General features: G+C 67.7%; 24 protein-coding genes and 1 riboswitch. Of the genes, 10 read left to right on the top strand and 14 right to left on the bottom strand.

Going from position 1 to position 24,176, the window contains the following annotated elements:
* Positions 1-753, bottom strand: a complete 753-nt coding sequence (locus ACS5PN_RS19100; protein WP_439465600.1) for an SDR family NAD(P)-dependent oxidoreductase — start codon at positions 751-753, stop codon at positions 1-3.
* Between the two features lie 188 nt (positions 754-941).
* On the opposite strand from ACS5PN_RS19100, the gene ACS5PN_RS19095 reads away from it, so the two are divergent.
* Complete coding sequence (locus ACS5PN_RS19095; protein ID WP_439465599.1) at positions 942-1,880, top strand: AraC family transcriptional regulator N-terminal domain-containing protein; 939 nt, start codon at positions 942-944, stop codon at positions 1,878-1,880.
* A 360-nt stretch (positions 1,881-2,240) separates the two neighbouring features.
* On the opposite strand, the gene ACS5PN_RS19090 is transcribed toward ACS5PN_RS19095, so the two are convergent.
* Positions 2,241-2,426: a 4-oxalocrotonate tautomerase gene (locus ACS5PN_RS19090; protein WP_439465598.1), complete on the bottom strand. Its 186-nt coding sequence runs from the start codon at positions 2,424-2,426 to the stop codon at positions 2,241-2,243.
* Positions 2,427-2,541: 115 nt separating this feature from the next.
* Between ACS5PN_RS19090 and ACS5PN_RS19085 the strand changes: the two genes are divergently transcribed.
* Positions 2,542-3,444: a LysR family transcriptional regulator gene (locus tag ACS5PN_RS19085; RefSeq protein WP_439465597.1), complete on the top strand. Its 903-nt coding sequence runs from the start codon at positions 2,542-2,544 to the stop codon at positions 3,442-3,444.
* Here the strand turns inward: ACS5PN_RS19085 and ACS5PN_RS19080 are convergent.
* The 7 genes from ACS5PN_RS19080 to ACS5PN_RS19050 form a co-directional block, all read right to left on the bottom strand.
* Positions 3,425-3,931, bottom strand: a complete 507-nt coding sequence (locus ACS5PN_RS19080) for a GNAT family N-acetyltransferase (protein WP_439465596.1) — start codon at positions 3,929-3,931, stop codon at positions 3,425-3,427. The two genes, ACS5PN_RS19085 and ACS5PN_RS19080, sit on opposite strands and share 20 nt — an antisense overlap.
* A gap of 23 nt (positions 3,932-3,954) precedes the next feature.
* Positions 3,955-5,859 carry an AAA family ATPase gene (locus tag ACS5PN_RS19075; RefSeq protein WP_439465595.1) on the bottom strand — a complete coding sequence of 635 codons (1,905 nt, stop codon included), beginning with the start codon at positions 5,857-5,859 and terminating at the stop codon, positions 3,955-3,957.
* Entirely contained in the window at positions 5,852-6,079 is a 228-nt protein-coding gene (locus ACS5PN_RS19070; RefSeq protein WP_439465594.1) for a hypothetical protein, read from the bottom strand. Before ACS5PN_RS19070 ends, ACS5PN_RS19075 begins: the two co-directional genes overlap by 8 nt.
* A gap of 270 nt (positions 6,080-6,349) precedes the next feature.
* Positions 6,350-7,099, bottom strand: coding sequence for a hypothetical protein (locus ACS5PN_RS19065; protein WP_439465593.1), 750 nt, complete (start codon positions 7,097-7,099; stop codon positions 6,350-6,352).
* Positions 7,100-7,237: 138 nt separating this feature from the next.
* The gene (locus ACS5PN_RS19060) at positions 7,238-9,346 is read right to left on the bottom strand and encodes a DUF4304 domain-containing protein (RefSeq protein ID WP_439465592.1); all 2,109 of its coding nucleotides are present in this window, start codon (positions 9,344-9,346) and stop codon (positions 7,238-7,240) included.
* Positions 9,347-9,389: 43 nt separating this feature from the next.
* Entirely contained in the window at positions 9,390-9,995 is a 606-nt protein-coding gene (locus tag ACS5PN_RS19055; RefSeq protein ID WP_439465591.1) for a response regulator transcription factor, read from the bottom strand.
* A complete protein-coding gene (locus tag ACS5PN_RS19050; RefSeq protein WP_439465590.1) occupies positions 9,988-11,892 on the bottom strand; it encodes a sensor histidine kinase in 1,905 nt (634 codons plus the stop codon). The genes ACS5PN_RS19055 and ACS5PN_RS19050 overlap by 8 nt, the downstream gene beginning before the upstream one ends.
* Positions 11,893-12,001: 109 nt before the next feature.
* Between ACS5PN_RS19050 and ACS5PN_RS19045 the strand changes: the two genes are divergently transcribed.
* The 5 genes from ACS5PN_RS19045 (at position 12,002) to ACS5PN_RS19025 (ending at position 16,710) form a co-directional block, all read left to right on the top strand.
* Positions 12,002-13,000: a TRAP transporter substrate-binding protein gene (locus ACS5PN_RS19045; RefSeq protein ID WP_439465589.1), complete on the top strand. Its 999-nt coding sequence runs from the start codon at positions 12,002-12,004 to the stop codon at positions 12,998-13,000.
* 119 nt (positions 13,001-13,119) lie between these two features.
* Positions 13,120-13,737: a TRAP transporter small permease gene (locus ACS5PN_RS19040; RefSeq protein ID WP_439465588.1), complete on the top strand. Its 618-nt coding sequence runs from the start codon at positions 13,120-13,122 to the stop codon at positions 13,735-13,737.
* The gene (locus ACS5PN_RS19035) at positions 13,734-15,017 is read left to right on the top strand and encodes a TRAP transporter large permease (RefSeq protein ID WP_439465587.1); all 1,284 of its coding nucleotides are present in this window, start codon (positions 13,734-13,736) and stop codon (positions 15,015-15,017) included. The genes ACS5PN_RS19040 and ACS5PN_RS19035 overlap by 4 nt, the downstream gene beginning before the upstream one ends.
* A 63-nt stretch (positions 15,018-15,080) precedes the next feature.
* Positions 15,081-16,058: an SRPBCC family protein gene (locus tag ACS5PN_RS19030; RefSeq protein WP_439465586.1), complete on the top strand. Its 978-nt coding sequence runs from the start codon at positions 15,081-15,083 to the stop codon at positions 16,056-16,058.
* Between the two features lie 28 nt (positions 16,059-16,086).
* Positions 16,087-16,710 carry an ANTAR domain-containing response regulator gene (locus ACS5PN_RS19025; protein ID WP_439465585.1) on the top strand — a complete coding sequence of 208 codons (624 nt, stop codon included), beginning with the start codon at positions 16,087-16,089 and terminating at the stop codon, positions 16,708-16,710.
* A gap of 22 nt (positions 16,711-16,732) precedes the next feature.
* Here the strand turns inward: ACS5PN_RS19025 and ACS5PN_RS19020 are convergent, their stop codons facing one another.
* The gene (locus ACS5PN_RS19020; RefSeq protein ID WP_439465584.1) at positions 16,733-17,347 is read right to left on the bottom strand and encodes a hypothetical protein; all 615 of its coding nucleotides are present in this window, start codon (positions 17,345-17,347) and stop codon (positions 16,733-16,735) included.
* 389 nt (positions 17,348-17,736) lie between these two features.
* On the opposite strand from ACS5PN_RS19020, the gene ACS5PN_RS19015 reads away from it, so the two are divergent.
* Genes ACS5PN_RS19015 through ACS5PN_RS19005 form a run of 3 tightly spaced genes read left to right on the top strand, consistent with a single transcriptional unit; the run spans position 17,737 to position 20,688 of the window.
* Complete coding sequence (locus ACS5PN_RS19015) at positions 17,737-18,984, top strand: CmpA/NrtA family ABC transporter substrate-binding protein (protein WP_439465583.1); 1,248 nt, start codon at positions 17,737-17,739, stop codon at positions 18,982-18,984.
* A gap of 5 nt (positions 18,985-18,989) precedes the next feature.
* Positions 18,990-19,886, top strand: a complete 897-nt coding sequence (ntrB, locus tag ACS5PN_RS19010) for a nitrate ABC transporter permease (protein ID WP_439465582.1) — start codon at positions 18,990-18,992, stop codon at positions 19,884-19,886.
* Positions 19,887-19,890: 4 nt separating this feature from the next.
* A complete protein-coding gene (locus ACS5PN_RS19005) occupies positions 19,891-20,688 on the top strand; it encodes an ABC transporter ATP-binding protein (protein ID WP_439465581.1) in 798 nt (265 codons plus the stop codon).
* Between the two features lie 52 nt (positions 20,689-20,740).
* Here the strand turns inward: ACS5PN_RS19005 and ACS5PN_RS19000 are convergent, their stop codons facing one another.
* The 4 genes from ACS5PN_RS19000 to ACS5PN_RS18985 form a co-directional block, all read right to left on the bottom strand.
* Positions 20,741-20,872 (bottom strand): hypothetical protein, encoded by a 132-nt coding sequence (locus ACS5PN_RS19000; protein ID WP_439465580.1) that lies wholly within the window; start codon positions 20,870-20,872, stop codon positions 20,741-20,743.
* 69 nt (positions 20,873-20,941) lie between these two features.
* A complete protein-coding gene (locus tag ACS5PN_RS18995; RefSeq protein WP_439465579.1) occupies positions 20,942-22,942 on the bottom strand; it encodes a GGDEF domain-containing protein in 2,001 nt (666 codons plus the stop codon).
* A gap of 116 nt (positions 22,943-23,058) precedes the next feature.
* Positions 23,059-23,140: riboswitch (cyclic di-GMP riboswitch) on the bottom strand.
* Between the two features lie 57 nt (positions 23,141-23,197).
* Entirely contained in the window at positions 23,198-23,437 is a 240-nt protein-coding gene (locus tag ACS5PN_RS18990) for a hypothetical protein (protein WP_439465578.1), read from the bottom strand.
* Positions 23,438-23,682: 245 nt separating this feature from the next.
* Positions 23,683-24,006 carry a hypothetical protein gene (locus ACS5PN_RS18985; protein WP_439465577.1) on the bottom strand — a complete coding sequence of 108 codons (324 nt, stop codon included), beginning with the start codon at positions 24,004-24,006 and terminating at the stop codon, positions 23,683-23,685.
* Positions 24,007-24,176 lie beyond the last annotated feature (170 nt).

Below are 24,176 nucleotides of genomic sequence, written 5' to 3'. Positions count from 1 at the left end.
TCAATAGGCTTCCGAGACCAGGTCGTCGTCCTGGGTCTTGCGCGGCGCCGGCCGGGTCGCCGGCCACATTGCCTGCAGCTTCGACAGGGCCGCCGCTTCGTGCAGGCCTTCGGCGAGCAGGTGGGCCACGCCGGAGATGAAGTCGGCTCGATTCACGCCATGAGCCCGCGGTGCATGGTCCGGGCTCATGCGCTCGGCGCGTGACCGCACAGCAACATCGATCACGTCGATGGAGGCGCTGGCCCAGCGCTTCTTGACCGACATCACGCTGGCAGGCCAGCCGCCGTCAAGAGCGACGCTGTCCGCCCGGCGTGCGCTGAAGGCCGGCCCAGCCGACACGTTGAGGACCGCGCTGTGGGGCCGCTTGCGGAAATGCGGCAGCAGCGCGCCGGTCAGGTGCTGCATGCCCAGCCTATGGGCCTCCAGCTTCTCGTGGCTGTCGTCCTCGTCCAGCAGGGCCTGCAGGCCCGGCAGGTATTTCACCGGGAAGGCGATGGAGATGTTGACGAGCATGTTGAGGCCCGGGCAGGTCGCCGCCACCTGCTCGGAGAAGCCGGCAACGCTCCAGGGGTCGGCCAGGTCCAGGTCCACTGCCCGCATGCCCGCGTTGGCATGCGCAACGGCCTGGGCGGCGCCCGGCTCGGCGTCGAAAACGAGGACCTCGTTGCCCAGCCGGCACAGCAGCTCGGCCAGGCCGCGACCGATACCGCGGGTGCCGCCGGCGACGAGGATGGTGTGGCCTTGCATCGTCATGTCTGACCTCCTTGCGCGAAGGTCCGCATTGAATCGGCTGACGGCGATTTCGAGCAGTCAAATCCGGTCATGTGATTGCACGATTCGCCCATCGTGCGGCGGACTCCAATCGGGAGCGCGCACCGCCCTGGGGCCGATAGCCCAAAACCACCAAGCTCTTGCACGATTCGCTCAAATCGGACCGGATCGTGCAAGCGCCTCTTGAGCCGGCCGGGCGCAGCGGTTACGGTGCCGGCATGGGTTCATTGGAAGAATTGCGCCAGCTCATCCAGCGCCACGCCGCGCCCGTGGACAAGCGCCAGGCGGGCGATGTTTTCGCGGGCCTGGTGGAGGCGCCCACCGAGATGGTCCACCACGTGATGGAGCCGACCTTCGTCATCGTCGCCCAGGGTGCCAAGCGCGCCATGCTGGGCGACGAGGTGTTCGAGTACGGCCAGGGCCAGTTCCTCGTCGTCGGCGTGGAGTTGCCCATCGCCGGCTGCGTCATCGAGGCCAGCCCCGAGAAGCCCTATCTGGGTGCCGGCATGACGCTGCGCGCGTCGACCATCTCCTCGCTGCTGCTGGAGATGGGGCCTGCGGCGGCGGCGGCCGAGCCGGCGGGCTATGCCGTCAGCGACGCCTCGGAAGACCTTGTCGACACCGTGGTGCGCATGCTGAGGCTGAAGGACTCGCCGCGCGACGCCGCCGTGCTGGGCCCGCTGGTGGAGCGCGAGCTGGTGTGGCGGCTGCTGCACGGCCCCCAGGGCGCCATGATGCGGCAGATCGGCCTGGCCGACAGCCGGCTGTCGCAGATCGGCCGGGCCATCCGCTTCATCCGCGCCCATCACGCCGAAGCCATCTCCATCCCCATGCTGGCCGACATGGTGGCCATGAGCGAGTCCTCCTTCCACCGCCATTTCCGCGGCGCGACGACCATGAGCCCGCTGCAGTACCAGAAGCTGATCCGCCTGCAGGAGGCGCGGGCGCGCATCCTGGCCGACGCCGGCGATGTGGCGGCCATCGGCTACAGCGTCGGCTACGACAGCCCTTCGCAGTTCAGCCGCGAGTACAGCCGCCTGTTCGGCGCGCCACCGGGGCGGGACAAGCTGCGGCTGGGCTCACGGCCGATGGCGGCCGAGGCTTCCTGAGGGCTCGCTCGGGCCTTGGATTCGCTGTGCCTGCCGCGGCGCTGATACAGACCCACGCATCCGTGCGCAGGCTGTGTCTTTGCAGGGGCGTGGGCCATGCCTATCGTGGGCCATCGCCTTCAAGCCCGACGAAAGACCGCCATGCACCGCGCCGCCCTCCTGCCTCCGCCCTCAGCCGCTTCGCCGGCGGCCTCACGCTGGGGCGCATGGAGGGCGCGCCTGCGCCACGCATTCACGCGGGATGACGACACGGACCTGCTTGGCGAGGCCCGCGATCTGGCCGACCTCGAGAGCCGGCTGCGGCGCCGCGAGCGAGGCCGTGCTGAACGCTTCGCGCCGCTTCCCCGTCTGCCGTGAGCGTCAGGCCTGCGCGATGAGCTTGCCGGCCTTGGCCCATTCCGTGCGTGGCACCTCGTGGATGACGATGTCCACGCTTTCCGGCGGGCACTTGAGGATCTCGACGGCGACACGGGTCGCCTCGCGGACGAAGTCGCTCTTCTGTTCCGGCGTCCGGCCGGGGTGCATTTCAAGGCGAAGGATGGGCATCACGATCTCCGGTTGAAGCCCGGCGACGGCCAGGCATGGACGCAGTCTCGGCCCGGTGGTCATCGCGATAAATATGCCAGGATGCGCGACATTCCAAACCTGGAGGTTGTGAATCTTGGACAAGCTGGCCGGCATGGAAATGTTCGTCCGGGTGGTCGACGGTGGCAGCTTTGCCGCGGCCGCCGAACTCAGCGGCGTGTCGGCCACCATGGTCGCCAAGCAGGTGCGGGCCATCGAAGACCGGCTGGGCGCGCAACTGCTGCATCGAACGACCCGCCGCCACCAGCTGACCGAAGTCGGCAGGCTCTATCTGGAGCGATGCCGGCTGGCATTGGCGTCGGTTGCGCAGGCCGAGGCGAGCGCGCTGGAGCTGCAGCACTCGCCGAGCGGCACCTTGCGGCTGGTGGCGCCGGTGGGCTTCGGCAGCCGCGCACTGACCGCGGCTCTCGCGGCTTACCTGCTCAGCCATCCCCGGGTGACGGTGGATCTGACGCTGGACGACCGGTCGGAGGACCGGGTTCGTCAGGGCATTGAGCTGGGGATCGTCATCGGCGATGTGCGCGACAAGACCCTGGTCGCACGACCGCTGCGGCCGTACCGGCGCATCCTGGCGGCAGCACCTTCCTATCTGGCAGAGCATGGCAGGCCTGCCCACCCGCGCGAGCTGGGCGCGCACAGCTGCCTGGGCCTGAAGTACTGGCGCCACCATGATCGGTGGCATCTGCTCGGGCCCGGCGGCGAAGCCTGCGAGGTCCCGGTTGCGGGGCGCTTTGCCGCCAATCAGGGCGACGCGCTGCGCGAGGCCGCGATTGCCGGCGTGGGTATCGTGCTCCAGCCGGAAGACTCGCTCACAGCCGCCATGGCGGCCGGCTGGCTGGTGCCCGTCCTGCCCGAGTGGGCGTTCAAGACGACGCCCATGCATCTCGTCTACGCACCGGACCGCCGCCCGACGGCCAAGCTGCGCAGCGCCATCGACTTTCTCGTGGCGCACTTCGGCCTCACAGGCCCAGCTCCATGAACACCAGCCAGTCACGCAGGCGATCGGGCAGCTCGTAGTAGGGCGGGATGACCTGGAACCCCAGGTGCCGGTACAGGCCCGAGGCCTCGGCCTGGCGGATGCTGGTGTCCAGGCGCATGGCCCCGTAGCCGGCGCCGCGGGCATCGGCGATGAGCCGCTGTGCCAGCGCCTTGCCGACACCCGCGCCATGAAAGCGCGGGTCGACGAACATGCGCTTCATCTCGCAGGCGTTGCCATCGAGGGCGCGCAAGGCGACGCAGCCCGCAGGCTCGCCGTCGACCTGCGCGAGCAGCAGAGCGCCGGCGGGCGGCCTGTAGACGCCCGGCAGCGTTGCCAGCTCCTCCTCGAAGGCCGCCTTGTCGAAGTAGGCGTCGATGAGGTCCAGGTCCTGCGCATGCCGTTCGCGATGCCAGGCGATGAAGGACCGCATCAAGGCGCGCACGGCATCCAGCTGCGCCCGGGTTTGCGGAACGAGGATCTCGGTCATCGGCGGCTCCTTGGGTGGCACGACTATGCCCGCAGCCGCTCGGCTTCCTCCATCCCCTGCGCCCGAAAGTCCGCCAGCCTTTGCGCATAGGGGTCGAGAGCATCCTCGGGCCGGCCCACCGCCAGCCCCGTCACGGGTGCGAAGCGCGCCGGCGTGACCTGGCCATGGGCCATCAGCTCGTCCACCAGCGCCAGCAAGGCGCGGCGATGGGTCTGCAGCAGTCGCGTGGCGCGGGCATGTTCGGCCCGCAGCAGGGCCTCGATGGGTGCATTGCTGGCTTCGACATCCGTGCAGATGTTGTCCTCGCTGTCTCTGGAAACGTCGCTGCGGGCGATGCGCTCGCCTTGGCCGAGATGGCGCCACATGCGGGCCGCCGTCTCGGTGGCCTTGCGCAGATCGCTTTCGGCACCACTGGAACTCATTGCCGGCCCGAAGACCAGCAGCTCGGCCGCACGGCCGGCCAGGCTGGTGCAGATGGAATCGAGCAGGTTCTGGCGCGACCAGACCTTGCGCGAGGTGTAGGCGTTGTAGCCGCCCTCGAAGCTGGCGACGTGGATCTTGATCTCGGTCGGCGCACGGCCGAACAGCAGCGCATGCACCAGGCCGTGTCCTGCCTCGTGCACGGCCAGCAGGGCGCGGAAGTCGGGGTTGCTGCGCTGGCGCAGGCGGCTGATCTCGAAGGGCGCGGCGATGGGCTGCGACTGGCCCCGCCAGTGCGCGACGAGGCTGCGGCCATCGGCCGTGAGGCCCACGCTGTCGCCGGCCGTGGCACCACGCTCCAGCGCCCACAGCGCGGCCTTGGCCAGGCCGGCGCCGAGGATGGCGTGCAGCGAAGAGAACAGCGGCCGCGTGCCCTGAGCCGGGAAGACGGCATTGGCGTAGATCTGCTCGCGCACGCTGGCATCCAGCTCGAAATGCAGGCCGCAGCGCACCTCGGTCTCGCCGGCATAGCGGATGCAGCCCTGCTCGATGAGCTGCTCGTAGGCGCGGCGCGACAGCGAGGGGTAGATCACATGCTCATTGCCCAGGCGCGCCACCTGCTCGGGCTTGAAGCGCTTGTTCAGCGCCTGCTTGACGTCGATGACGCTCAGTTTGCCGGTCAGCTTGTGGAAGGTGTCGGCATCGCTGTCGCAGTCGTCCACGCTGGTGGCGAGGTCCTCGTACATCTCGTCGAGGTTGCCGCAGACGAAGACCAGCAGGCGGCTGTAGTCGGTGTCCCACTGCTGCTGGCCGCTGTCACGGAAGGCGCGCAGGCGCAGCTGCACCTGCTCGGGCGTCCAGGCCATGATTTCCAGCAGCGGCGCGTCGAGCTTGAGGTTGCGCTGCAGCTCCTGCGCCTCCCACGCGCGCAGTTTGAAGCGGCGCTTGGCCTCGTCGGCATCGGCACGCTCGGCATCGAAGGCGGCCTCGGCGATGGACGACTCGATGTCGCCCAGCAGCGAGAGCGCCGGCGGCAGGCGTCCGTCGGACAGCAGGGCCCAGACGTCCTGGTAGCGCTCGACCTTCAGTTCACCACGCTTCTCGTTGATGGTGCGAAAGCGCTGGAACTCGTCCAGCACGAGGATGCCGGGTTCGCCCTCGCGCACGCCCGACTGCGCCAGCATCCCCGAGATGCTCGAGCCCATCCAGCCGGCGCCGTTGGAGAAGCCGTCCATCTGCACTTCGACGAAGCGGTCGTAGAAGCCCAGCAGTTGCGCGAGGCGGCGCACCAGCTGGGTCTTGCCGGTGCCGGTCAGGCCCCACAGGCAGACGATGACGGGCCGCGAGACGAGGCCGGGCAGCACATACCAGGCACGCACCGAGTCGATGACACGGTCGATGATGGCGTCGATGCCGAACAGCTCGGTCTTGAGCTGGGCGGCGATGGTTTGCAGCTGCTGGTTCCTCTGCGCCAGCTGCTCGCGCAGGTCTTGTGGGGATTCACTCATCCCAGTCCTTTCGTCGCAGCAGCGCCTGCAGCGCCACGCGGTCGGCACGGCGCTGGGCGCCGCGGCTTTGGATGTGTTGTCCTGCGCCACGCGAGCCTCGTGCGCTGAGTGCGCGAGCGACGGGGTGCGTTTCAAGCACCAGCGTCATCGGCTGTTTCATGCGGCGCAGGGCCTTGACCCGCCCCTCCTGGAGGGCGCGGGAACGGAGTTGTGCACTCATTCGGTTTCCGAAAAGCAAAAGCCCCGGCTCGATGGACCTGGGGCTTTGCACGCCGCGCGGTCTGAGGCCGTATCTGGGAACAGACACGGTTCAGCCGGGGCTCGGGAACCGTGTTCAGTCGATGGTCGAAATGAACAGGGAGGACATAGCAGGGATCTCCGATTTGCGGGCGCTGTCGTGGGCGCCTTCAGCAAGGGCGCGAATGATGGGGGCGTCGGCGCGGCGGAGCAAGCGCGGGCCGCGATAGGCGTTGTGGCGCGCCAACGGCGCTCAGACGTCTACCGCCAGCCTGGCATCCAGCCTGCCGGCCAGATTGATGGCACGCAGAAACGTCTTGATCTGACCCGCCGCGGCGGCAGCCGACTCCGGCTCCGCCCCCAGCTTGGACAGCCCCAACAGGCGGGTGTAGAGCTGGGCCTGCTCGGGCGCAATGGCTTCGCTGGAAGTCAGCATCTGCAGCAACTGGCTGGACGTGATCTGGGTCTTGGCGCCGAACCAGCCGCCCCATTTCCGGACGGCGGCTTCCTTGCGTTCAAACATGCGCGAGCCCGCGCGCTGCAACTCGACCGGCGCGCCATCGATGTCGAGGTCGGCGAGGTGGTTGAGGAGCTGGACCAGCTGGTCGTCCTTGGCGTCATCGGGCAGGCGAGCCAGCAGCCAGTCCTCCGCTTCCTTGCGGATGGGGGTGTTCACCTTGCCGATGCAGCCGAAGGAGCGCCCCGACAGATTGGCCGCGCAGCCCTTGCATTCGCCATCCAGCTCGCTGAGGGGCTCGATCATGTCCTGCAGCCGGCCGACCGTCACCTGGGTCTGGATGATGGTTCCATCCGGACGCTTGACGGCAATCTGGACCGTGCACTTGCTGGTCAGCGTGTCTTCGTCGGCGTGAGGGAATTTCTCGCGGAACTGGGCGATGGCGACCTCGGCACTGTCCGCGTGCCTGACCATGGATCGCAGCTTCACCTCCGGCGTATGCCGGCGGGCCGCACAGGGCTTTTGCAGCGCGAATTCAATGGCCATTCAACCCTCCGTGGCTCGTCGGCCTTGTTTTCAGGGGAGTGTCGATGAAACCATCTGTTTCGGGGCCCCGCAAGCGGGTGGTTGCCGCCGGTGCAGACGCCCTTGCTCCCGGCTTCGCAAATACCCTAGGTCGCCACCTCAGGGCCGTGGCAAGGGCTCGGCCAGGGCTTGGGCGGCCACCTTCGCAAGCTGCTTTTCGCCCTTGGCGTCTGCACAGCTCTGCACGAACTCCCGTGCCGCACCGCCCAGGCCGGCCAGCAGCCGCAGGCCCAGCCGGCCCACGGTGGGAGCACGGGCGCCATGGTTGGGCAGGCGCAGCCAGGCGGCTTCGGTGAGGGTCCGCCAGACCGGCACCAGCGCCGCATCGGGCAGGCCGCGGTCGGCCCAGCTCCACAACATCAGACCGAGCAGCAGGTTCTCGCTGTCCTCGCCCAGCACCACGCCCACGCCGGGCCGCATGCGGGTGGTGGCCCATTCGGTGGCGCCGCTGCTGTGTTCAAACCAGCGCAGACGGTCCAGAACCCAGGCCTGCCACGGGCCGCGGTGTTCTGCCGGCAAGGCCGCCACCTGGGCGCCAAGTGCCTTGAGCGCGCGCGGCTTGGCTTCCACGCCAGTCTCCAGCCAGGCCTGAAGCACCGGTTCGAGAGCCTGGCGCAGCGCAGCATCCAGCGTTTGCCAGGCAGCGATGGTCGGGCCGCCCCAGTCATCGCCTTCACAGTGCACAGGCAACAGCCCCGTCGAGGGATCGCGGCGCAGCCAGCGGCGCCAAGCGCGCACCGCGGCCTTGTCGTCGGGGGCCAGCGATTGCTCGGGGTAGGCGGCGAGGCGAGCCAGCGTGGCCGGCCTGTCCTGTGCAGCGAGCTGCGCCTCATACGAGGCCCGCTGCTCCAGTTGCGACGCGTAGTTGAAAGCGGCGGGGTCCAGCGGCCGGCTGTAATAAGCGGCCAGGGATTGTTCCGTCGCTTCATGGCGTGCCGGCATCAGCACGCGCAGGCCTTGCAGCCAGGACTCCATGCCGATGCGCAGGGCGGCGTCCTGAGGCTGCCTGGCCAGCCACGTTGCGAGCCTGGCGAAGCCCCAGGGATACTGCGCGGTCACCAGGTCTTGCCGCAGGCGGGCCTGCAGCGCCCGCAAGGCATCGAACAGGGTAGCCGGCTGCCGTGGCGCCTCCAGCGTGGGCAGCACGGCCTGCAGCAGCACGGCCACCGCCTCGTCGGTTGCGAACTCCTCGGGCTTGGGATGAAGGCTGTCGCGCTTGGCCTGGGCCTCGATGGCGACCAGGCTTTGCAGCAGGGCCAACAGCACCGCCTCGCGCCCGGCTGCATCCAGTGCCGCCACGCGAGCACCGCTGGGCAAATCAACCAGGGGCTTGGGGTCCTGGCGCCGGCGCGCGCGCCACTCGGCGAGCCAGGCCGCGGCCAGCAGGGCCGGTTCCAACCCGTGCGTGTCGAGTTGAGCCGTCAATTCGGCGGCCTGGGCCTCGTGGCCTGCGTCCTCGGCGGCCGCTTCGGCCTCGCGGCGCAGCGCCCAGCTGTCTTTCTTGGGCTGCTGGCCCGGCGCCGGCAGGCAGGAGCAGTTCACACCGGCCGGTTCGAGCCAGTCGCGCAGACTCTGGATGTAGCTGGCCTGCACCGACTCCCAGCGGCCCTGGTGCTTGCGCAGCAGCCGCTCGGCGCTGGCGCTGTCGTTCAACGCGAGAGCCGCCGCAATACGCACATCGGCGTCCGCCGTGATGATCGACCCGTCGAAGTCCCGCACCGCCGCGACCGAAGCATGGGCGGCAAACCACGGCAGGGCCCACTGCGCCGTCGCCTCGACCAGGGCAGCCGCCAGTGCGGGCAGGTCCTCGTCGGGCGCGATCTTGATCTCCGATCCGGCCAGGCGATGGCCTACGGGCACCAGGTTCTGCAGGCGCTCGCGCAGCTGGCCATGCTCCTCGCCGACCTTGTCCAGCAGCTCCTGCATCCATGCCTTGCCGGGGCGAGCGGCCTCGACGCGCTGGATGGCCGGGAACTGCAATGCCAGGTTCACATAGAACTCACCGCTGGCGCCCGAGTTCCATTCCCCGGATTGGAAATTGATGATCTGCCAATGCCTGTCGACACCGTCACCGGCCTCACGCAGCAGGTTGCGCCCCTTGCGCTTGAAGCCTTGGGCCGCCAGCGACTGCCCCAGGAGCCTGGACAGATAGTCGATCTTCAGGCCGACCTTGTCGCCATGGCCGGGGCAGGCCAGTTCCTTTGCCATCTTGTAGTCCTCCGTGGCGGCATCCTGCCACGGCAGTCCGGCCCTAACGACCCGCCAGCAGCGTCGCGACCTCGGCCGCCGAGCGCACGCCCAGCTTGGCAAACACCCGCGCCCGGTGCACCTCCACGGTCCGCACCGACACGTTCAGCTCGTCGGCGATGACCTTGTTGAGCTTGCCGGCGGCCACCCGCGTCATGACCTCGCTTTCACGCTCGGTCAGGCTGGCCATGCGCGCACTGCGCTCGGCCGCCTGGGCGCCTTCGGCCTGCATGGCCGCGTCCACGGCCAGGGCCTGCTCGAGCCTGTCGGCCAGCGCGTTGTCGCTGTAGGGCTTCTCGAGGAAGTCGAAGGCGCCCTTCTTCAAGGCCTCGACCACCATGGGGATGTCGCCATGACCGGTCAGGAAGAGCACGGGGTTCTTCAACTGCCGCGCCAGCAGCTCGTCGTGCAGCCGCGTGCCCGTCATGGGCTCCATGCGCACGTCGAGCAGAAAGACCCCCTTGGGAGGGCCCTCGCGATCCAGCATCTCCAGCAGGGCCGGACCGCCGTCGAAGGCGCGCACATGCAGGCCGCGCGAGCGCAGCAGGAAGCTGAGCGCATCGCGCACGCCCGGGTCGTCGTCGACGAGATGGATGGTGCCTTCAGCCATGGATGGTCTCCGTACTCAAAGGCAGGCTGAAGGAAAACAGCGCGCCGCCGCCGGGCGACTCGCTTGCATCGAGCACGCCCTGGTGGGCTTCGATGATGGAGCGGCAGATGGCCAGGCCCATGCCCATGCCTTCGGCCTTGGTGGAATAGAAGGCCGCGCACAACTGCTCGACACGGCGGCCCGCCAGGCCGGGTCCGTTGTCTTGCACGTCGACGCGCACGAAATCGCCTGCCACGCGGCTGCTGACGACGATGCGCCGGCCGCTCTCGCGCGCCTGCAAGGCATCGGCGGCATTGCGCACCAGGTTGATGACGACCTGTTCGATGAGGACGGCATCGGCCAGCACGGCCGGCACGCCGGGGCCGAGTGTCACGTCCAGCGTGACGCCGCGGCGCTGGCAGTCGCGCTTGAGCAGCTCGATGGCGGCCGTGATGACCTCGTGCAGATCGCAGGGTTCGTGGCGGGGCTCGCGCCGGGTCAGGAACTCGCGGATGCGCGCCACGATGCGGCCGGCATGTGCGGCCTGCTGGCCCAGGCGTTGCAGCGCGCCGAGCACGAGCTCGTCTTCCACGCCGAGCTTGGCCAGGGAATTGGTGATGCCGGCGCCATAGCTGGCGATGGCCGTCAGCGGCTGGTTCAACTCATGGGCCAGCGTGGACGCGACCTCGCCCAACATGGTCAGCCGGGCGTTGTGGGCCAGGGTCTCGACCTGGCGGCGCTCGCGGTCCTCGAGACGCCGGCGCTCGGTGATGTCGATGATGCTGCCCATCCAGCCGATCTGGCGGCCGCCGGCATCCACCAGCGGCGACTCGAACACCATCACGTCGACCATGCGGCCCGAGCTGTGCCGCCAATGCGCCTCATAGCCCTCGCGCGGCGCATGGCCGGCGAGGTTGCGGCGGTTGCGCTCGGCCACCTCGGCCAGCGCATCGGGCGGCCAGTAGGGCATGGGCGGCAGCAGGCCGACCAGCTGATCGGCGGGCAGGCCCACCATGTCGCAGAAGGTGCGGTTCACATACAGCAGCCGGCCGTCGAAGTCGCGGGCGCGCAGGGCGACGAGGGCCGAGTCCTCCATGGCACGGCGCCAGGCGGCCTCGGTGCGGCCGGCCACCTCGGCGCGCTGCACCTGGCGCATCTGGCGGCGCAGCAGCCAGCTGGCCACCGCGATCAGCGGCAGGAAGCCGGCCACCAGCACCCAGGCCAGCGGGCGGATGGCATTGGTCGCCGGTTCGCGCAGCGTCAGCTCCAGGGCCGCGTCGGTCAGCGTGGCCTGCGTGAGCGGGCTGGCGCGCAGCGGGCCGGTCAGGGCAACGCGATAGCTGGGCCTCTCGCCCAGTGCGGCGCGCAGCGGCGACTCGGTGCTGGACGCAATGACCTGATCGGCGCTGTCGACCAGCTGCACGTCGTATTTGCGTGCCAGCCACCAGGGCACGCCACGCTTGAGCAGCAGCGCCGGCGCATAACGCACCACCAGCACGCCATCGGGTGCCACGCGGGCGGTCAGGTGCAGGGACAGGCCGTCCTCGTAGCGGTTGGCTTCGGACTCGTCGGGCACCTCGGCCAGCACGCGGTTGCTGCGCGAATCCAGCCAGGTGACCGACAGCCACAGGCGACGCAGGCCGGCGTTGACCTCAGGGTGGGCGGCCAAGGCGGCGTCGCTCGGCTTCTGGCCGGCCAGGCCGGCGGCGAGCTGGCGCACATGGGTCTGCTCGTCGTCGATGCGGTCGCGCAACTGGGCCTCGGTGCTGAGGGCGTCGGAGATCAGGGTCTGGCGCTGCTGCTCCTGCTCCTCGGCCTCGTTGGCACGCACCCAGGCCAGCACCCCCAGCACAAAAACCAGGGATAACCCGAGGGGCGCCAGCCACAGGCTGCGGATCAGGAGCTCGCGCAACTTCATGGAACGCAGTCTAGGGAGGCAAACCGCGGCGCGATATGTGGAACTCCACAACTACCCCTGCGGGGAGGCCCTCGGAAGAATCCCGCCCATACCAACTTGGAGACAAACCATGACCCTGCGTCGTCTCGTGCTCGCTGCCGCCCTGGCCCTGCCCTTCGCATCTTTCGCCCAGGCCCCCATCGTCATCAAGTTCAGCCACGTCGTCGCGCCCGACACGCCCAAGGGCAAGGGCGCCCAGCGCTTCAAGGAACTGGCCGAGCAGAAGACCGGCGGCAAGGTCAAGGTCGAGCTGTACCCCAACAGCCAGCTCTACAAGGACAAGGAAGAGATGGAAGCCCTGCAGCTGGGCTCCGTGCAGATGCTGGCCCCGTCGCTGGCCAAGTTTGGTCCGCTGGGCGTCAAGGAGTTCGAAGTCTTCGACCTGCCCTTCCTGTTCAAGGACACCGACTCCTTCCGTGCCGTCACCGACGGACAGCTCGGCGCCGACCTGTTCAAGAAGCTCGAGCCCAAGGGCATCAAGGGCCTGGCCTACTGGGACAACGGCTTCCACATCATGAGCGCCAACAAGCCGCTGCACAACGTGGCGGACTTCAAGGGCATGAAGATGCGCATCCAGTCCAGCAAGGTGCTGGACGCCCAGATGCGCGCCCTCGGCGCCATCCCGCAGGTGATGGCCTTCAGCGAGCTGTATCAGGCGCTGCAGACCGGCGTGGTCGACGGCACCGAAGGCGTGCCGAGCAACTTCTACACGCAGAAGATCTTCGAAGTGCAGAAGCACATGACCATGTCCAACCACGGCCACCTGGCCTATGCGGTCATCGTCAACAAGAAGTTCTGGGACGGCCTGCCCGCCGACATCCGCACCCAGCTGGAAGCAGCCATCAAGGAATCCACCACCTACGCCAACGCCATCGCCAGCACCGAGAACGGCCGCGCGCTGGAAGGCATCAAGGCCAGCGGCCGCGTGACCATCTACACGCCCACGCCGACCGAGATCAACGAGTGGAAGAAGGCGCTGATGCCCGTCCACAAGGAAATGGAATCGCGCGTCGGCAAGGCCACCATCGACGCCGCCTACAAGGCCGCCGGCTTCGTCGCCCCGAAATAAGACCCCCCGTACCGGCTGACGCCGGCCCCCGGGGCAAGCCAGCGGACTGGCAGAGCCAGATCCGCGGCTTCGCTTGGTAATGCACTCGGTAGTCGCCGAGAGCGGGTTGGAGAAGAACAATGTTGAACAAAGCGCTGAACCATCTGGAGGAGTGGCTGATCTCCTTCCTGATGGCCGCGGCGACGCTGGTGATCTTCGTCGCCGTCGTCCACCGCTACCTGGCGACCGTGCCCTATGTGCAGGACATCGCCCTCAAGATCCACATGAGCTGGGCCCAGGAGCTCTGCATCATCCTGTTCGTGTGGATGTGCAAGTTCGGCGCCGCCTATGGCGTGCGCACCGGCATCCACGTCGGCGTGGACGTCGTCATCAACCGCATGTCGCCCGCCAACCGCGGCCGCTTCGTCATCTTCGGCCTGCTGGCCGGCGCCTTCTTCACCGGCGCCATCGCCGTGATGGGCGGCACCTTCGTGTGGGACAACGGCGCGCACTACGCCTTCCTGCAGCTCATCGGCCAGACCAACCCCGATGTGTACGAAGGCCCGACGACGCCCGACCTGGAGTGGCCGACCTGGATCGTCTATTCCGCCATCCCGCTCGGTTCGTCGCTGATGTGCTATCGCTTCCTGCAGGTCTGCTGGAACTTCTGGAAGACCGGCGAACTGCCCAAGCATGACGAGTCCCACGTCGAAGGCGTGGATGAACAGACCCCGCTGGAAGTGGAGGCTCGCAAATGAACGCACTCATCATCTTCAGCCTGCTGCTGGCGCTGATGCTGACCGGCATGCCGATCAGCATCTCGCTGGGCCTCACCGTGATGACCTTCATCGTCACGATGACCCAGGTCCCCATCGAATCGGTCGCCCTCAAGCTGTTCACGGGCATCGAGAAGTGGGAAATCATGGCCGTGCCCTTCTTCATCCTGGCCGGCAACTTCCTGACCCACGGCGGTGTCGCGCGGCGGATGATCAACTTCGCGACAAGCATGGTGGGCCACTTCCACGGTGGGCTCGCGCTGGCGTCCATCCTGGCCTGCTCGATGTTCGCCCTGGTCTGCGGTTCGTCGGTTGCGACGGTGGTGGCCATCGGCTCCATCGTGCTGCCCGCCATGGTGGCCCACGGCTACCCGATGCGCTTCGGCGCCGGCGTCATCATCACCGCCGGCTCGCTCGGCATCCTGATGCTGCCGTCGATTCCGAAGGTCATCTACGCCATCTCGACCAACACCTCCATCGGTGCGCTGTTCGTCGCCGGCCTGCTGCCCGGCATCACGCTGGCGCTGATGCTGGCCGCAGTGACCTGGTACATCGCCCGCAAGAACAACTACCCGCGCCTGGCGCGTGTCGGCTGGGGCGGGCGCTTCGCGGCCTTCCGCAAGAGCTTCTGGGGCCTGCTGCTCGTCGTCATCATCGTCGGCGGCATCTACTCGGGCGCCTTCACGGCGACCGAAGCGGCGGCCATGGCGGCGGTGTACTCCTTCTTCGTGGCCATCTTCGTCTACAAGGACCTGAAGCTGTCGGACGTGCCCAAGGTGCTGAAGGACTCGGCCAACATGTCCGCGATGCTGCTCTACATCATCACGAACGCAGTGCTGTTCTCCTTCGTGCTGACCAATGAGAACCTGCCTCACCAGCTGGCCGACTGGCTGCTGTCGATGAACCTGGGCCAGAACGGCTTCCTGTTCGTCGTCAACCTGGTGCTGCTGGGAGCTGGCAACTTCATGGACCCCTCGTCCATCATCCTGATCATGGCGCCGATCTTCTTCCCGGCCGCCATGCAGCTGGGCGTGAACCCGGTGCACTTCGGCATCCTGATCGACGTCAACATGGAGGTCGGCCTCTGCCACCCGCCGGTGGGCCTGAACCTCTACGTGGCGTCCGGCATCTCCAAGCTGGGCATCACCGAGCTGACCAAGGCCGTCATGCCCTGGCTGATCACGATGATCGTGTTCCTCGTCATCGTGACCTACTGGCCATGGCTGACACTGGTGGTGCCGAAGGCGATGGGCATGCTGTAACGCCCGTCTTCCCGAGAGCCCGGCCCCGGCCGGGCTTTTTTCTTGGATCCCGTCCTTCCATCGATGAGCACCCTCTTCTTCGTCCTCGCCTTTCTGATCGTCGCCCTGCTGGTCTATATGGGTCGCTACAGCGGCAGGGTGCGCGCTGAAGAGAGCCGGCTCATCCAGGTCGCGCCCGAGGTGGCCTACCAGCGCGTGGCCGACCTCGCGCAATGGCAGGCCTGGAACCCCTGGCTGGAGCACGCACCCGGCGCCCAGGCCGAAGTCGACGGCATCGTCCTGGCCTGGGATGTGCCCCAGGTCGGCCGCGGCGAAGTGCGCCAGACCGGCCAGACGCCGTCGCGCGCGCTGCGCCAGCGGCTCAAGTTTGACCTGCCCTTCGCCTTTGGCGGCCGCTCGGACTGGCGCTTCGAGCCCGCGCCCGGCGGCACCCGCGTCACCTGGCGCTTCAAGGGCCGCGTCGCCTTCACCCTGCGCGCCTTCGCGGCCACGGTGCAGGGCGCGACGGCCCTGGACCTGCGCTTCGGCCTGGACCGCCTGGCCGCGCTGCTGGAAGGCAAGCCGCCCGCCTACACGCTGGACTACGCCGGCGCCCAGGACCAGCCCGCGCGCCGCTTCGCCCAGCTGGCCCACCGCGGCGCGCTGGACAAGCTGGCCGCCGAGCTGCCGCCCCGCATCGCCGAGCTGCGTGCCCAGCTGGCCGCCGCCGGCCTGCCCGCCGACGGCCCGGCCAGCGTCCACTATCTGAAGACCCATCTCAAGCTGCGCACCGTCGAATGCCGCATCGGCCTCGAACTGCCCGAAGCGGCCGCCGCGCCGGACGGGCTCACGCTGTATGAGCCCGCGGCTCACAGCGCCTATGTGCTGCGCTTCGACGGCCCGCCCGAGGCCCTGGAGTTGGCCTGGTACCAGGCCATGCAGCGCCTTCGCGTCGAGCAGCGCCAGCCCCATCCGCAGCTGCCGCCGAGTGCCGTCTACCCCGTTGAAACGGCGCCGGGACAGCGCAGCGTCGTCGAGCTGCGCCTGCCGCTGAAAACCTGACGGCACGGGAATTGCACTGGCTTGGGGCATGAACACGCCCCTGTTTGCCCTTCCCGGGCTGCGCGTGCTGTTGGCCGACGCCGGCCAGCGCCGCAGCCCCGTCATCCGCCTGGAGCTGATCCGGCTGCGCTGCCAGCTCGTCGACGTCATTGATCTGATCGCCCAACCCGACGCCCTGCCCGCCGCGCTGGAGCGCCTGGCACCCGAGCTGCTGCTGATCGACTGCGATCACCCGACGCCCGATCTGCTGGCCCAGCTGGGCGAGTCCCTGCACCGCCAGCCCCGCCCTGTGCTGTTGTTCGCCGAGCAGATGGCACCCGAGCAGATGCGTGCCACGCTGAGCGCCGGCATCAGCACCCTGCAGCTGGCCGGCCTGCCGCCCCAGCGCCTGGGCGCCCTGCTGCAGCTGGCCCTGGCCCGCTTCGAGCACGACCAATCCCTGCAGCGCGACCTGCGCCAGACCCAGACCCAGCTGGCCGAACGCAAGCTCGTGGAGCGCGCCCGCGGCATCCTGATGCGCGAGCAGGGGCTGGATGAAGAGGCCGCCTTCCAGCGCCTGCGCCAGCTCGCCATGGACGGCGGCCAGACCATGGCTGCCGTGGCCATGCGCCTGATTGATGCAGACCAGCTGCTGCGCCCGCGCCACCCGTAGTCAACCCGCGGGTGGCGCCGCTTCAGCGGGGCGTCGGCCGCGTGACCACCGGCATGGACGCCGCCGGCGCTGCGGCGGACGCTGACGACGCTGGCGCCGCCACGGCCTGAGGCGCTTGCTGCAGCTGGGGCCATGGCATCGGCGCCAGCTGGCGGAAGCGCCACAGCGTGGCGGCGGCACGCCGGCGGTATTCCGCGGCCTCCCAGCGCCAGTGCGCCGCCAAACCGTTGCCTGCGGCATCCCTTCCCTGCGCCGCGTTCGCCAAGCTGTCTCTCTGCTCCGCCAGCTGCCAGGCCTGCCGGGCCGCGCTCAGTTCGATGACGTCGCGCATCACCCAGGCCCGCGCCTCCTCGTCCCGCAGCCGGTCCCGTACGACGCGCGTCGTTGTCAGCAGCTCGTCGACCTGCGCCACCGACACGGGCGGTTGCCGGGCGATGCTGGTGGCCAGCGACAGCGTGTGCAGTTGGGCGGTCGCCCGCTCCTTGGCAGCCGCGGCCTCTTCGAAGCCCGGCGCGCAGCTCGTCAGCCTGGAGATCAGCGCACCCAGCGTCATGAGAATCGCAGCGCCCACCATCGCGCGCTGCCAGTGTGGGCGGGAAGGTGTCACGTTGGGCGGTGGGAGATCGGACAGATTCATCGGCGGCATGGGGCGAAAAGCGAGCGCCACTCTAGTGGAGACCATGCACCGTCCATGCCCCTAACTCCGGCTTGGGGCGCCGCGCACCAACAAGCGCAACCCCTGCATGCACCGACCCGGCGCAAACCGCCCGCCGGTGGCGCCGGCCATGCGCCATGCGCGTGCAAACCGGCTCTGGTGGGACATCGCCGAAGCTGGCACGCAACCTGCGTTAACCCAGTCGAGGCCTGCAATGGCGCAGGCCTCTCGGGCCGGCCGGCTGATGAATCGGCCGGCACTTCGGGACAACGGCGTCCGACCTCTCCTATTGCGTGTCCGCTGCTGAGCGAGCAGCGCGGGCGGAGCGTGGCTGCGATGCCGTTGCGCCCTGCACGACCCAGGAGCCCGTGATGACCGTCAGCGACAACTCGAACACCACGCCCCACCCGCAACGCCGCAGCGTGCTTGCTGCGGCCGCCGCCCTGCCCTTCACGGCGCTGGCGGGTGGGGCATGGGCCCAGGGCTCCGACAAGCCCGAGAAGGAAGAAGTCCGGATCGGCTTCATCCCGCTGACCGACTGCGCCTCCGTCGTCATGGCCTCGGTGCTGGGCTTCGACAAGAAGTACGGCATCAAGATCATCCCGACCAAGGAAGCCTCCTGGGCCGGTGTGCGCGACAAGCTCGTCAACGGCGAGCTCGACATGGCCCATGTGCTCTACGGCCTGATCTACGGCGTGCACCTCGGCGTGGCCGGCGCCAAGAAGGACATGGCCGTGCTGATGACGCTGAACCGCAATGGCCAGGCCATCACCCTGTCCAAGAAGCTGGCCGATGCCGGCGCGGTGGACGGCGCGTCGCTGGCCAAGGTCATAGCCAAGGACAAACGCGACTACAGCTTCGCCCAGACCTTCCCGACCGGCACCCACGCCATGTGGCTGTACTACTGGCTGGCCGCCCACGGCGTGAACCCGATGAAGGACGCCAAGGTCATCACCGTGCCGCCGCCGCAGATGGTGGCCAATATGCGCGTCGGCAACATGGACGGTTTCTGCGTCGGCGAGCCCTGGGGCCACCGCGCCATCATTGACGGCATCGGCATCACGGCCACGACGACCCAGGACATCTGGCCCGAGCATCCCGAGAAGGTGCTGGGCACCACCGGCGACTTCGTCAAGAAATACCCCAACACCGCGCGCGCCGTCATCATGGCCGTGCTGGAGGCCAGCCGCTGGATCGACGCCGGCCTGTCCAACAAGAACAAGATGGCCGAGACGATTGCCGACAAGGCCTATGTCAACACCGGCGTCGACGCCATCAACCAGCGCATCCTCGGCCGCTACCAGAACGGCCTGGGCAAGACCTGGGACGACCCGCGCCACATGAAGTTCTTCGACGACGGCGCGGTCAACTTCCCCTACCTCAGCGACGGCATGTGGTTCCTGACCCAGCACAAGCGCTGGGGCCTGCTGAAGGACCACCCCGACTACCTCGGCACGGCCAAGGCCATCAACCAGACCAAGCTCTACGCCGAGGCCGCCGGCGCGCTGAAGATCAGCGTGCCCAAGGACGCGCTGCGCAGCTCCAAGCTGCTGGACGGCGTCGTCTGGGACGGCAAGGACCCCGCCAAGTACGCCGACAGCTTCAAGGTAAAGGTTTAAGCACCATGGTCTCCGCCGTCTTCCATTCGCCGAACGACAACGTCGCTCCCACCGCTGCTCCCGTCGCGGTGAGTCGCCCGGCCACGGCCGTGCCCGAGGTCAAAGCCAGACCGAAGCGCGACCCCATCGACTGGCGCGGCCTGGCCCTGCGCGTGCTGCCGCCGGTGCTCAGCATCGCCCTGCTGATCGGCCTGTGGGCCCTGGCCACGATGAAGGGCGGCAGCTTCCCGACGCCGGCCGCCACCTTCGACGCCGCGGTCAAGCTGTTCGCCGATCCCTTCTACCGCAACGGCCCCAACGACCAGGGCATCGGCTGGAACATCCTGAACTCGCTGGGCCGCGTCGGCATGGGCTTCGGCCTGGCCGCCGTCGTCGGCATTCCGCTGGGCTTCATCATCGGCCGCTTCGAGTTCGCCAACCGCATGGTGTCGCCGCTGATCGCACTGCTCAAGCCCGTGTCGCCGCTGGCCTGGCTGCCCATCGGCCTGTTGGCCTTCAAGAGCGCCAACCCGGCCGCCATCTGGACCATCTTCATCTGCTCGATCTGGCCCATGGTGGTCAACACCGCCGTCGGCGTGCAGCGTGTGCCCACCGACTACCTCAACGTCGCCCGCGTGCTCAAGCTCAGCGAGTGGAAGGTCATCACCCGCATCCTGCTGCCCGCGGTGCTCCCCTATGTGCTGACCGGCGTGCGCCTGTCGGTGGGCACGGCCTGGCTGGTCATCGTTGCGGCCGAGATGCTGACCGGCGGCGTCGGCATCGGCTTCTGGGTCTGGGACGAGTGGAACAACCTCAATGTCGCCCACATCCTCATCGCCATCTTCGTCATCGGCATCGTCGGGCTGCTGCTCGAATGGATGCTGATGTCCCTCGCCAAGCACTTCACCTTCAACGAGGACTGATGCCATGAAGCCTTTCATCCAGGTTCAAGATGCCGAGATGGTCTTCGCAACGCGCAAGGGTCGCTTCCATGCGCTGCAGAACGTCAACCTCGACGTGCAGCGCGGCGAGTTCATCACGCTGATCGGCCACTCGGGCTGCGGCAAGTCCACGCTGCTCAACCTCATCGCCGGCCTGCTGCAGCCGACGTCGGGCGCGCTGATCTGCGATGGCCGCGAAATCGCCGCCCCCGGCCCCGAGCGCGCCGTCGTCTTTCAGAACCATTCGCTGCTGCCCTGGCTGTCCTGCCTGGACAACGTGCTGCTGGCGGTCGAATCGGTCTTCGGCGGCAAGGAGGCTTCGGCCAAGCTCAAGGTGCGCGCTCGCGCCGCGCTGGAGCTGGTGGGCATGAGCCATGCGCTGCACAAGCGCCCCCACGAGATCTCGGGCGGCATGAAGCAGCGCGTCGGCATCGCCCGCGCCCTGGCCATGGAGCCCAAGGTGCTGCTGATGGACGAGCCCTTCGGCGCGCTGGACGCGCTGACGCGCGCGAAGCTGCAGGACGAGCTGCTGAAGATCGTCGCCCGCACCCAGAGCACCGTCATCATGGTCACCCACGACGTCGACGAAGCCGTGCTGCTGAGCGACCGCATCGTCATGATGACCAACGGCCCGGCCGCCACCATCGGCGAGATCCTCGACGTCGGCATCCCGCGCCCGCGCGTGCGCGTCGAGCTGGCCGAGGACGCCCGCTATGTGGCGGCGCGCAAGGAGGTCATCGACTTCCTGTACACGCGCCATGCGCACGTCGAGCAGGCCGCATGAGCTGAAGCGCCGCTTCTGTTGCTAGCGCGGCCGCACCGAATCGCTGAGGTTGCTAGGCGCTCCAGGCCGCGCCCGATCGACCGATGCGCTCCAGCAACTCGAGCGCCTGCTTGCGGTCGGCATCGCCTTGCGACGACATACGGCTGACATAGGCGCCGCTCTCGCCCCAGGTCAGCTCCTCCACGCGTTCGGCGTGCAGGCAACGGTGATCGGTTTAGAAGTCTGGCCATGTCGTGTCTGGCGCCTCACAAGCTCACGACATCTCATGCTGGACCGGTTGAGCTGACTCGCTTCCCGCGACGCGCTTGATGAGCAGGCTGACGGCGCCGGTCAGCGCCTCCCGTTCCACGGCAGCGGGTAGCCCGCCAAGATCGACCAGCAAGTCTGTCGGCAATTGTTTTATACGCACCGCAGACGCGCGGCCATGCCGTTTGGCGTAATACATGCCGGCGTCTGCGATAGCCAACGATTCGTCGAACGACAGGGGCCGTTGTGCTTCATCAAGAGGGAAGCTGCCGTAACCTATCGATGCAGACACGTGAATGCTGCGCTGCTGGAACGCCGCGGGCGCAGCCGTGATGCCCGCCATGATGCGGTCCACAAGCAGATCTGCGTCAAACTGGGGCGACAGGACCGCGACGACGAGTTCCTCGCCGCCCCAACGTACGACGAAGTCCTCTTCTCGCAGGCAAGACTGCAAGCGGGCGGCGATCTCTTGAAGCACGGCGTCGCCGCCAGCGTGGCCCAACGTGTCGTTGATTTTCTTGAAGTGATCGATGTCGACCAGCAGCAGCGTGCCGGCGAACGTGTCGAACCTCGCAGTTGCCTTCAGACTGCTGAGCAACCCCTCCCTGTTGAGCAGCCCCGTCAAGGGATCGCGCTCGGACTTCTCCCGTAGAGCATCGTTGACGAGAGCCAGGCGGCGGTTGCGGGCGCGCTGCCAGAGCACGATGCCGCCCACGACCCCCAGCAGCAGAACAGAGACGGCGCCCGCCGTGCTCCACCAGCGGATCTCGGTATGCCGCCGGGCCAGTTGATCGGCCTGCAGCCCTGCCTTGCGGTCGAGCACGAGTTGCTCGAAGTGGCGATCGCTTCCCGCCAGGATGGCCGGCCGCTCGCGATCGAACAATTCCATCGCGCGGTCCGAAAGACCTGCGGCGAGCAGCGCCTCGCCGATCGCGTTGACGTAGGTGCTTCGCTCAATCAAACCCACCTTCGCGTCGAGAGCGTCCAACAGCGCAGGCAGGGTCTGCTGCGCTTCAGGCAACCGCCCCAATTGCAAAAGGGCAACGATCCGCTCCGCGTCAAGCGCGCCCTTCGTTTGCCCGAGATGCGTGTTGCCGGAATCCGCAAGAGCCCGATCGATCTCGGCCAGCGCCCGGTCGGGGTGCCCCAGCTTCCGCTCGAGCTCGACGACATTCATGATGAGGTCGGTGGTACGCCGCCGATGCCCTGACTGTGCCGCCATGTCCTGGGCTTCCCGCAAGGCAGTCAGCGCACCCGGCAGGTCGCCGCGGGTCTGAAGCATCATGCCCTTGAAGCTCTTGACGAATTCCTGCGCGGATGTCTCGCCGGATTGCACGGCGCGTGCCTCGGCACGGTGCAGGAGCCGATCGCTCAGTTCGGTGTTGCCGTCGTCCTGGGCCAGGACCGCCATGAAAGCCAACGCCCGAGCCTCCAGGTCCTGCCGCAGCGCGCCTTCGGCAATGTCTCGGGCCGCTGCGAAGTAGATGGCGGCGGAGCCTTGTGTGCCGTGCCTGTAGATGAACACGCCGGCGAACATGTTCGCCCAGTACCAGTTGAAGGCATTGCAGCTCTTGACGTCGCGCGCCACCGCCGGGTCGCAGAACGGCGCATACGCAGTGACCGCCGCCTGGATGCTGGCGACGCTCTTTTGCGCCTGTCCCTCGCTGGCTTCAATATCGGCGCGAACCAGCAGTGCATCGGCACGGGCAATCGCCCCCGCGGCGGGCACAAGACGTTCAAGTTCGGCGATGGCCTGGCGCGCTTCGTTGGACAGGCCTGCGTCGGCCGCCACCAGTCCGATGCCGGCCTCGATGACTCGAAGCGAATCGGCCGTCTGCGGCGACCTGCCCTTCAGCGCTTTCAGCGACGCGAGTGAGGGCTGCGGGTTCTCGTAGCCGAGGTCCACCAGATGGTTGACCTCATCCTGAAGACTGCGCGCAGCAGAAGCGGGCCCACCATGCGCCGCTGCCACGGCCACGAACAACCCGGCAGCGACGCTGATGCGCAACCCGAAAAGTCGGCCCCTGCTGGACCTTCGCACTCGACGTCTCACAAGCCCTCTCCCCTTTTTCGGGCTTGCTGTCGCAGAGGAGCTTGCGTCATGCCCCTCGAACTGGCCCAGCCAGTTGCGGCCCCGCTGCCTTCTCATGGAACAGGCCGGAAGCTTTGCGACCCCGTCTTTCGCTCGGGTGTGCCCTTGGCGTCACATATTACTTGCGCTTAGGAATTTCGCCGAGACGTAGTCACCGCCCTATCTTCTCGATCACGGAAGAGTCAAGTCGATGCCGAGCATCGAGCCCAGGCCGAAGGTCAGGAACAGCAGGGCGACGAGCAACAGCACGAAGACAACTCCCACCTTTGCGGCGGCCCAAAGCATTGCGTGCTGTGAACCAGGTCCCTTCTCTCTTTTAGCTTTGTCGTAGTGCCACTTGACGGCGAGGAACATGCCGATTCCCAGCACGCTCACCTTGAACACAATGAAGACGGCGGGGACCCATTCCATGATTTCGATGTTCCAGACCTTGACTTGACGCTGTCTTTCCTGAGACGAACGAGCACAGCAACTGCCTGCCAGTGTGCCCTCGGCGGGATGAAAAAACAGGTTCAGATTCGTAGAAAGCGAACCGGATCAGATGGGTGCCTGCGCGGGCCAACGATCCACAGCTGACGGCAACGGTGGCGCAGTCGTTGCCGTTGAACGGCCATTCAGCATCGGTTGCCTTGAGGCGGAGAGGGCCGCCTGCCTAGTCAGTCGAGGTAGACGTACTCCGACCTGGCCAACGTCGGCGAACCATGGACATTGCAAATATGGCGCGACAACGGAAAGGCGCCGGTGAAGGTCACGGTCAGAACTGCGTCTTCACGTGGCAGCTTGATCCACTGGGTCTGCCTCTGAGATGCGCCCGCTCTGATCGCCTGCAATTCCAAGGGCTCGACCGCCATGCCGACTTGAAGCGCCCCGCAGAACTCCCGCGCCTTGCGCTCGGCCGACCTCTCGGCAAGGGAGCAGTAGGCGGCGAAGGCGGCAATTGCCACGACCGCGGCCGTCGCCAATTGAACAGAGGTGCGCACAACTGGATTCGCCAATCGAAAGCCCTCCAATTTCCAACCAGCGGTCAGTTGAAGGCGCGCTGGGTCACCGACCGATGCGACGCCTCGCCAAGGTGCCCCTTGGCCGCCAGCGTACCTTCGTACAAACCGACCCGATGGACCGCTTTCGCGGCAAAGCGGATGTCTGCTTT

The organism is Roseateles sp. NT4, from assembly GCF_051857475.1.
GTDB lineage: Bacteria > Pseudomonadota > Gammaproteobacteria > Burkholderiales > Burkholderiaceae_C > Pelomonas.
This window is presented reverse-complemented; position numbering and strand designations above follow the sequence as displayed.

Bases quoted from the DNA above. Each gene is read 5' to 3' on its own strand.
- ACS5PN_RS19015 (WP_439465583.1), top strand. From the start codon at position 17,737: ATGACCGTCAGCGACAACTCGAACACCACGCCCCACCCGCAACGCCGC.
- ACS5PN_RS19075 (WP_439465595.1), bottom strand. From the start codon at position 5,859: ATGAGTGAATCCCCACAAGACCTGCGCGAGCAGCTGGCGCAGAGGAAC.
- ACS5PN_RS19080 (WP_439465596.1), bottom strand. From the start codon at position 3,931: ATGACCGAGATCCTCGTTCCGCAAACCCGGGCGCAGCTGGATGCCGTG.
- ACS5PN_RS19045 (WP_439465589.1), top strand. From the start codon at position 12,002: ATGACCCTGCGTCGTCTCGTGCTCGCTGCCGCCCTGGCCCTGCCCTTC.
- ACS5PN_RS19035 (WP_439465587.1), top strand. From the start codon at position 13,734: ATGAACGCACTCATCATCTTCAGCCTGCTGCTGGCGCTGATGCTGACC.
- ACS5PN_RS19055 (WP_439465591.1), bottom strand. From the start codon at position 9,995: ATGGCTGAAGGCACCATCCATCTCGTCGACGACGACCCGGGCGTGCGC.
- ACS5PN_RS19005 (WP_439465581.1), top strand. From the start codon at position 19,891: ATGAAGCCTTTCATCCAGGTTCAAGATGCCGAGATGGTCTTCGCAACG.
- ACS5PN_RS19060 (WP_439465592.1), bottom strand. From the start codon at position 9,346: ATGGCAAAGGAACTGGCCTGCCCCGGCCATGGCGACAAGGTCGGCCTG.
- ACS5PN_RS19025 (WP_439465585.1), top strand. From the start codon at position 16,087: ATGAACACGCCCCTGTTTGCCCTTCCCGGGCTGCGCGTGCTGTTGGCC.
- ACS5PN_RS19020 (WP_439465584.1), bottom strand. From the start codon at position 17,347: ATGAATCTGTCCGATCTCCCACCGCCCAACGTGACACCTTCCCGCCCA.
- ACS5PN_RS19040 (WP_439465588.1), top strand. From the start codon at position 13,120: ATGTTGAACAAAGCGCTGAACCATCTGGAGGAGTGGCTGATCTCCTTC.
- ACS5PN_RS19070 (WP_439465594.1), bottom strand. From the start codon at position 6,079: ATGAGTGCACAACTCCGTTCCCGCGCCCTCCAGGAGGGGCGGGTCAAG.
- ACS5PN_RS19100 (WP_439465600.1), bottom strand. From the start codon at position 753: ATGACGATGCAAGGCCACACCATCCTCGTCGCCGGCGGCACCCGCGGT.
- ntrB (WP_439465582.1), top strand. From the start codon at position 18,990: ATGGTCTCCGCCGTCTTCCATTCGCCGAACGACAACGTCGCTCCCACC.
- ACS5PN_RS19090 (WP_439465598.1), bottom strand. From the start codon at position 2,426: ATGCCCATCCTTCGCCTTGAAATGCACCCCGGCCGGACGCCGGAACAG.
- ACS5PN_RS19050 (WP_439465590.1), bottom strand. From the start codon at position 11,892: ATGAAGTTGCGCGAGCTCCTGATCCGCAGCCTGTGGCTGGCGCCCCTC.
- ACS5PN_RS18990 (WP_439465578.1), bottom strand. From the start codon at position 23,437: ATGGAATGGGTCCCCGCCGTCTTCATTGTGTTCAAGGTGAGCGTGCTG.
- ACS5PN_RS19030 (WP_439465586.1), top strand. From the start codon at position 15,081: ATGAGCACCCTCTTCTTCGTCCTCGCCTTTCTGATCGTCGCCCTGCTG.
- ACS5PN_RS19065 (WP_439465593.1), bottom strand. From the start codon at position 7,099: ATGGCCATTGAATTCGCGCTGCAAAAGCCCTGTGCGGCCCGCCGGCAT.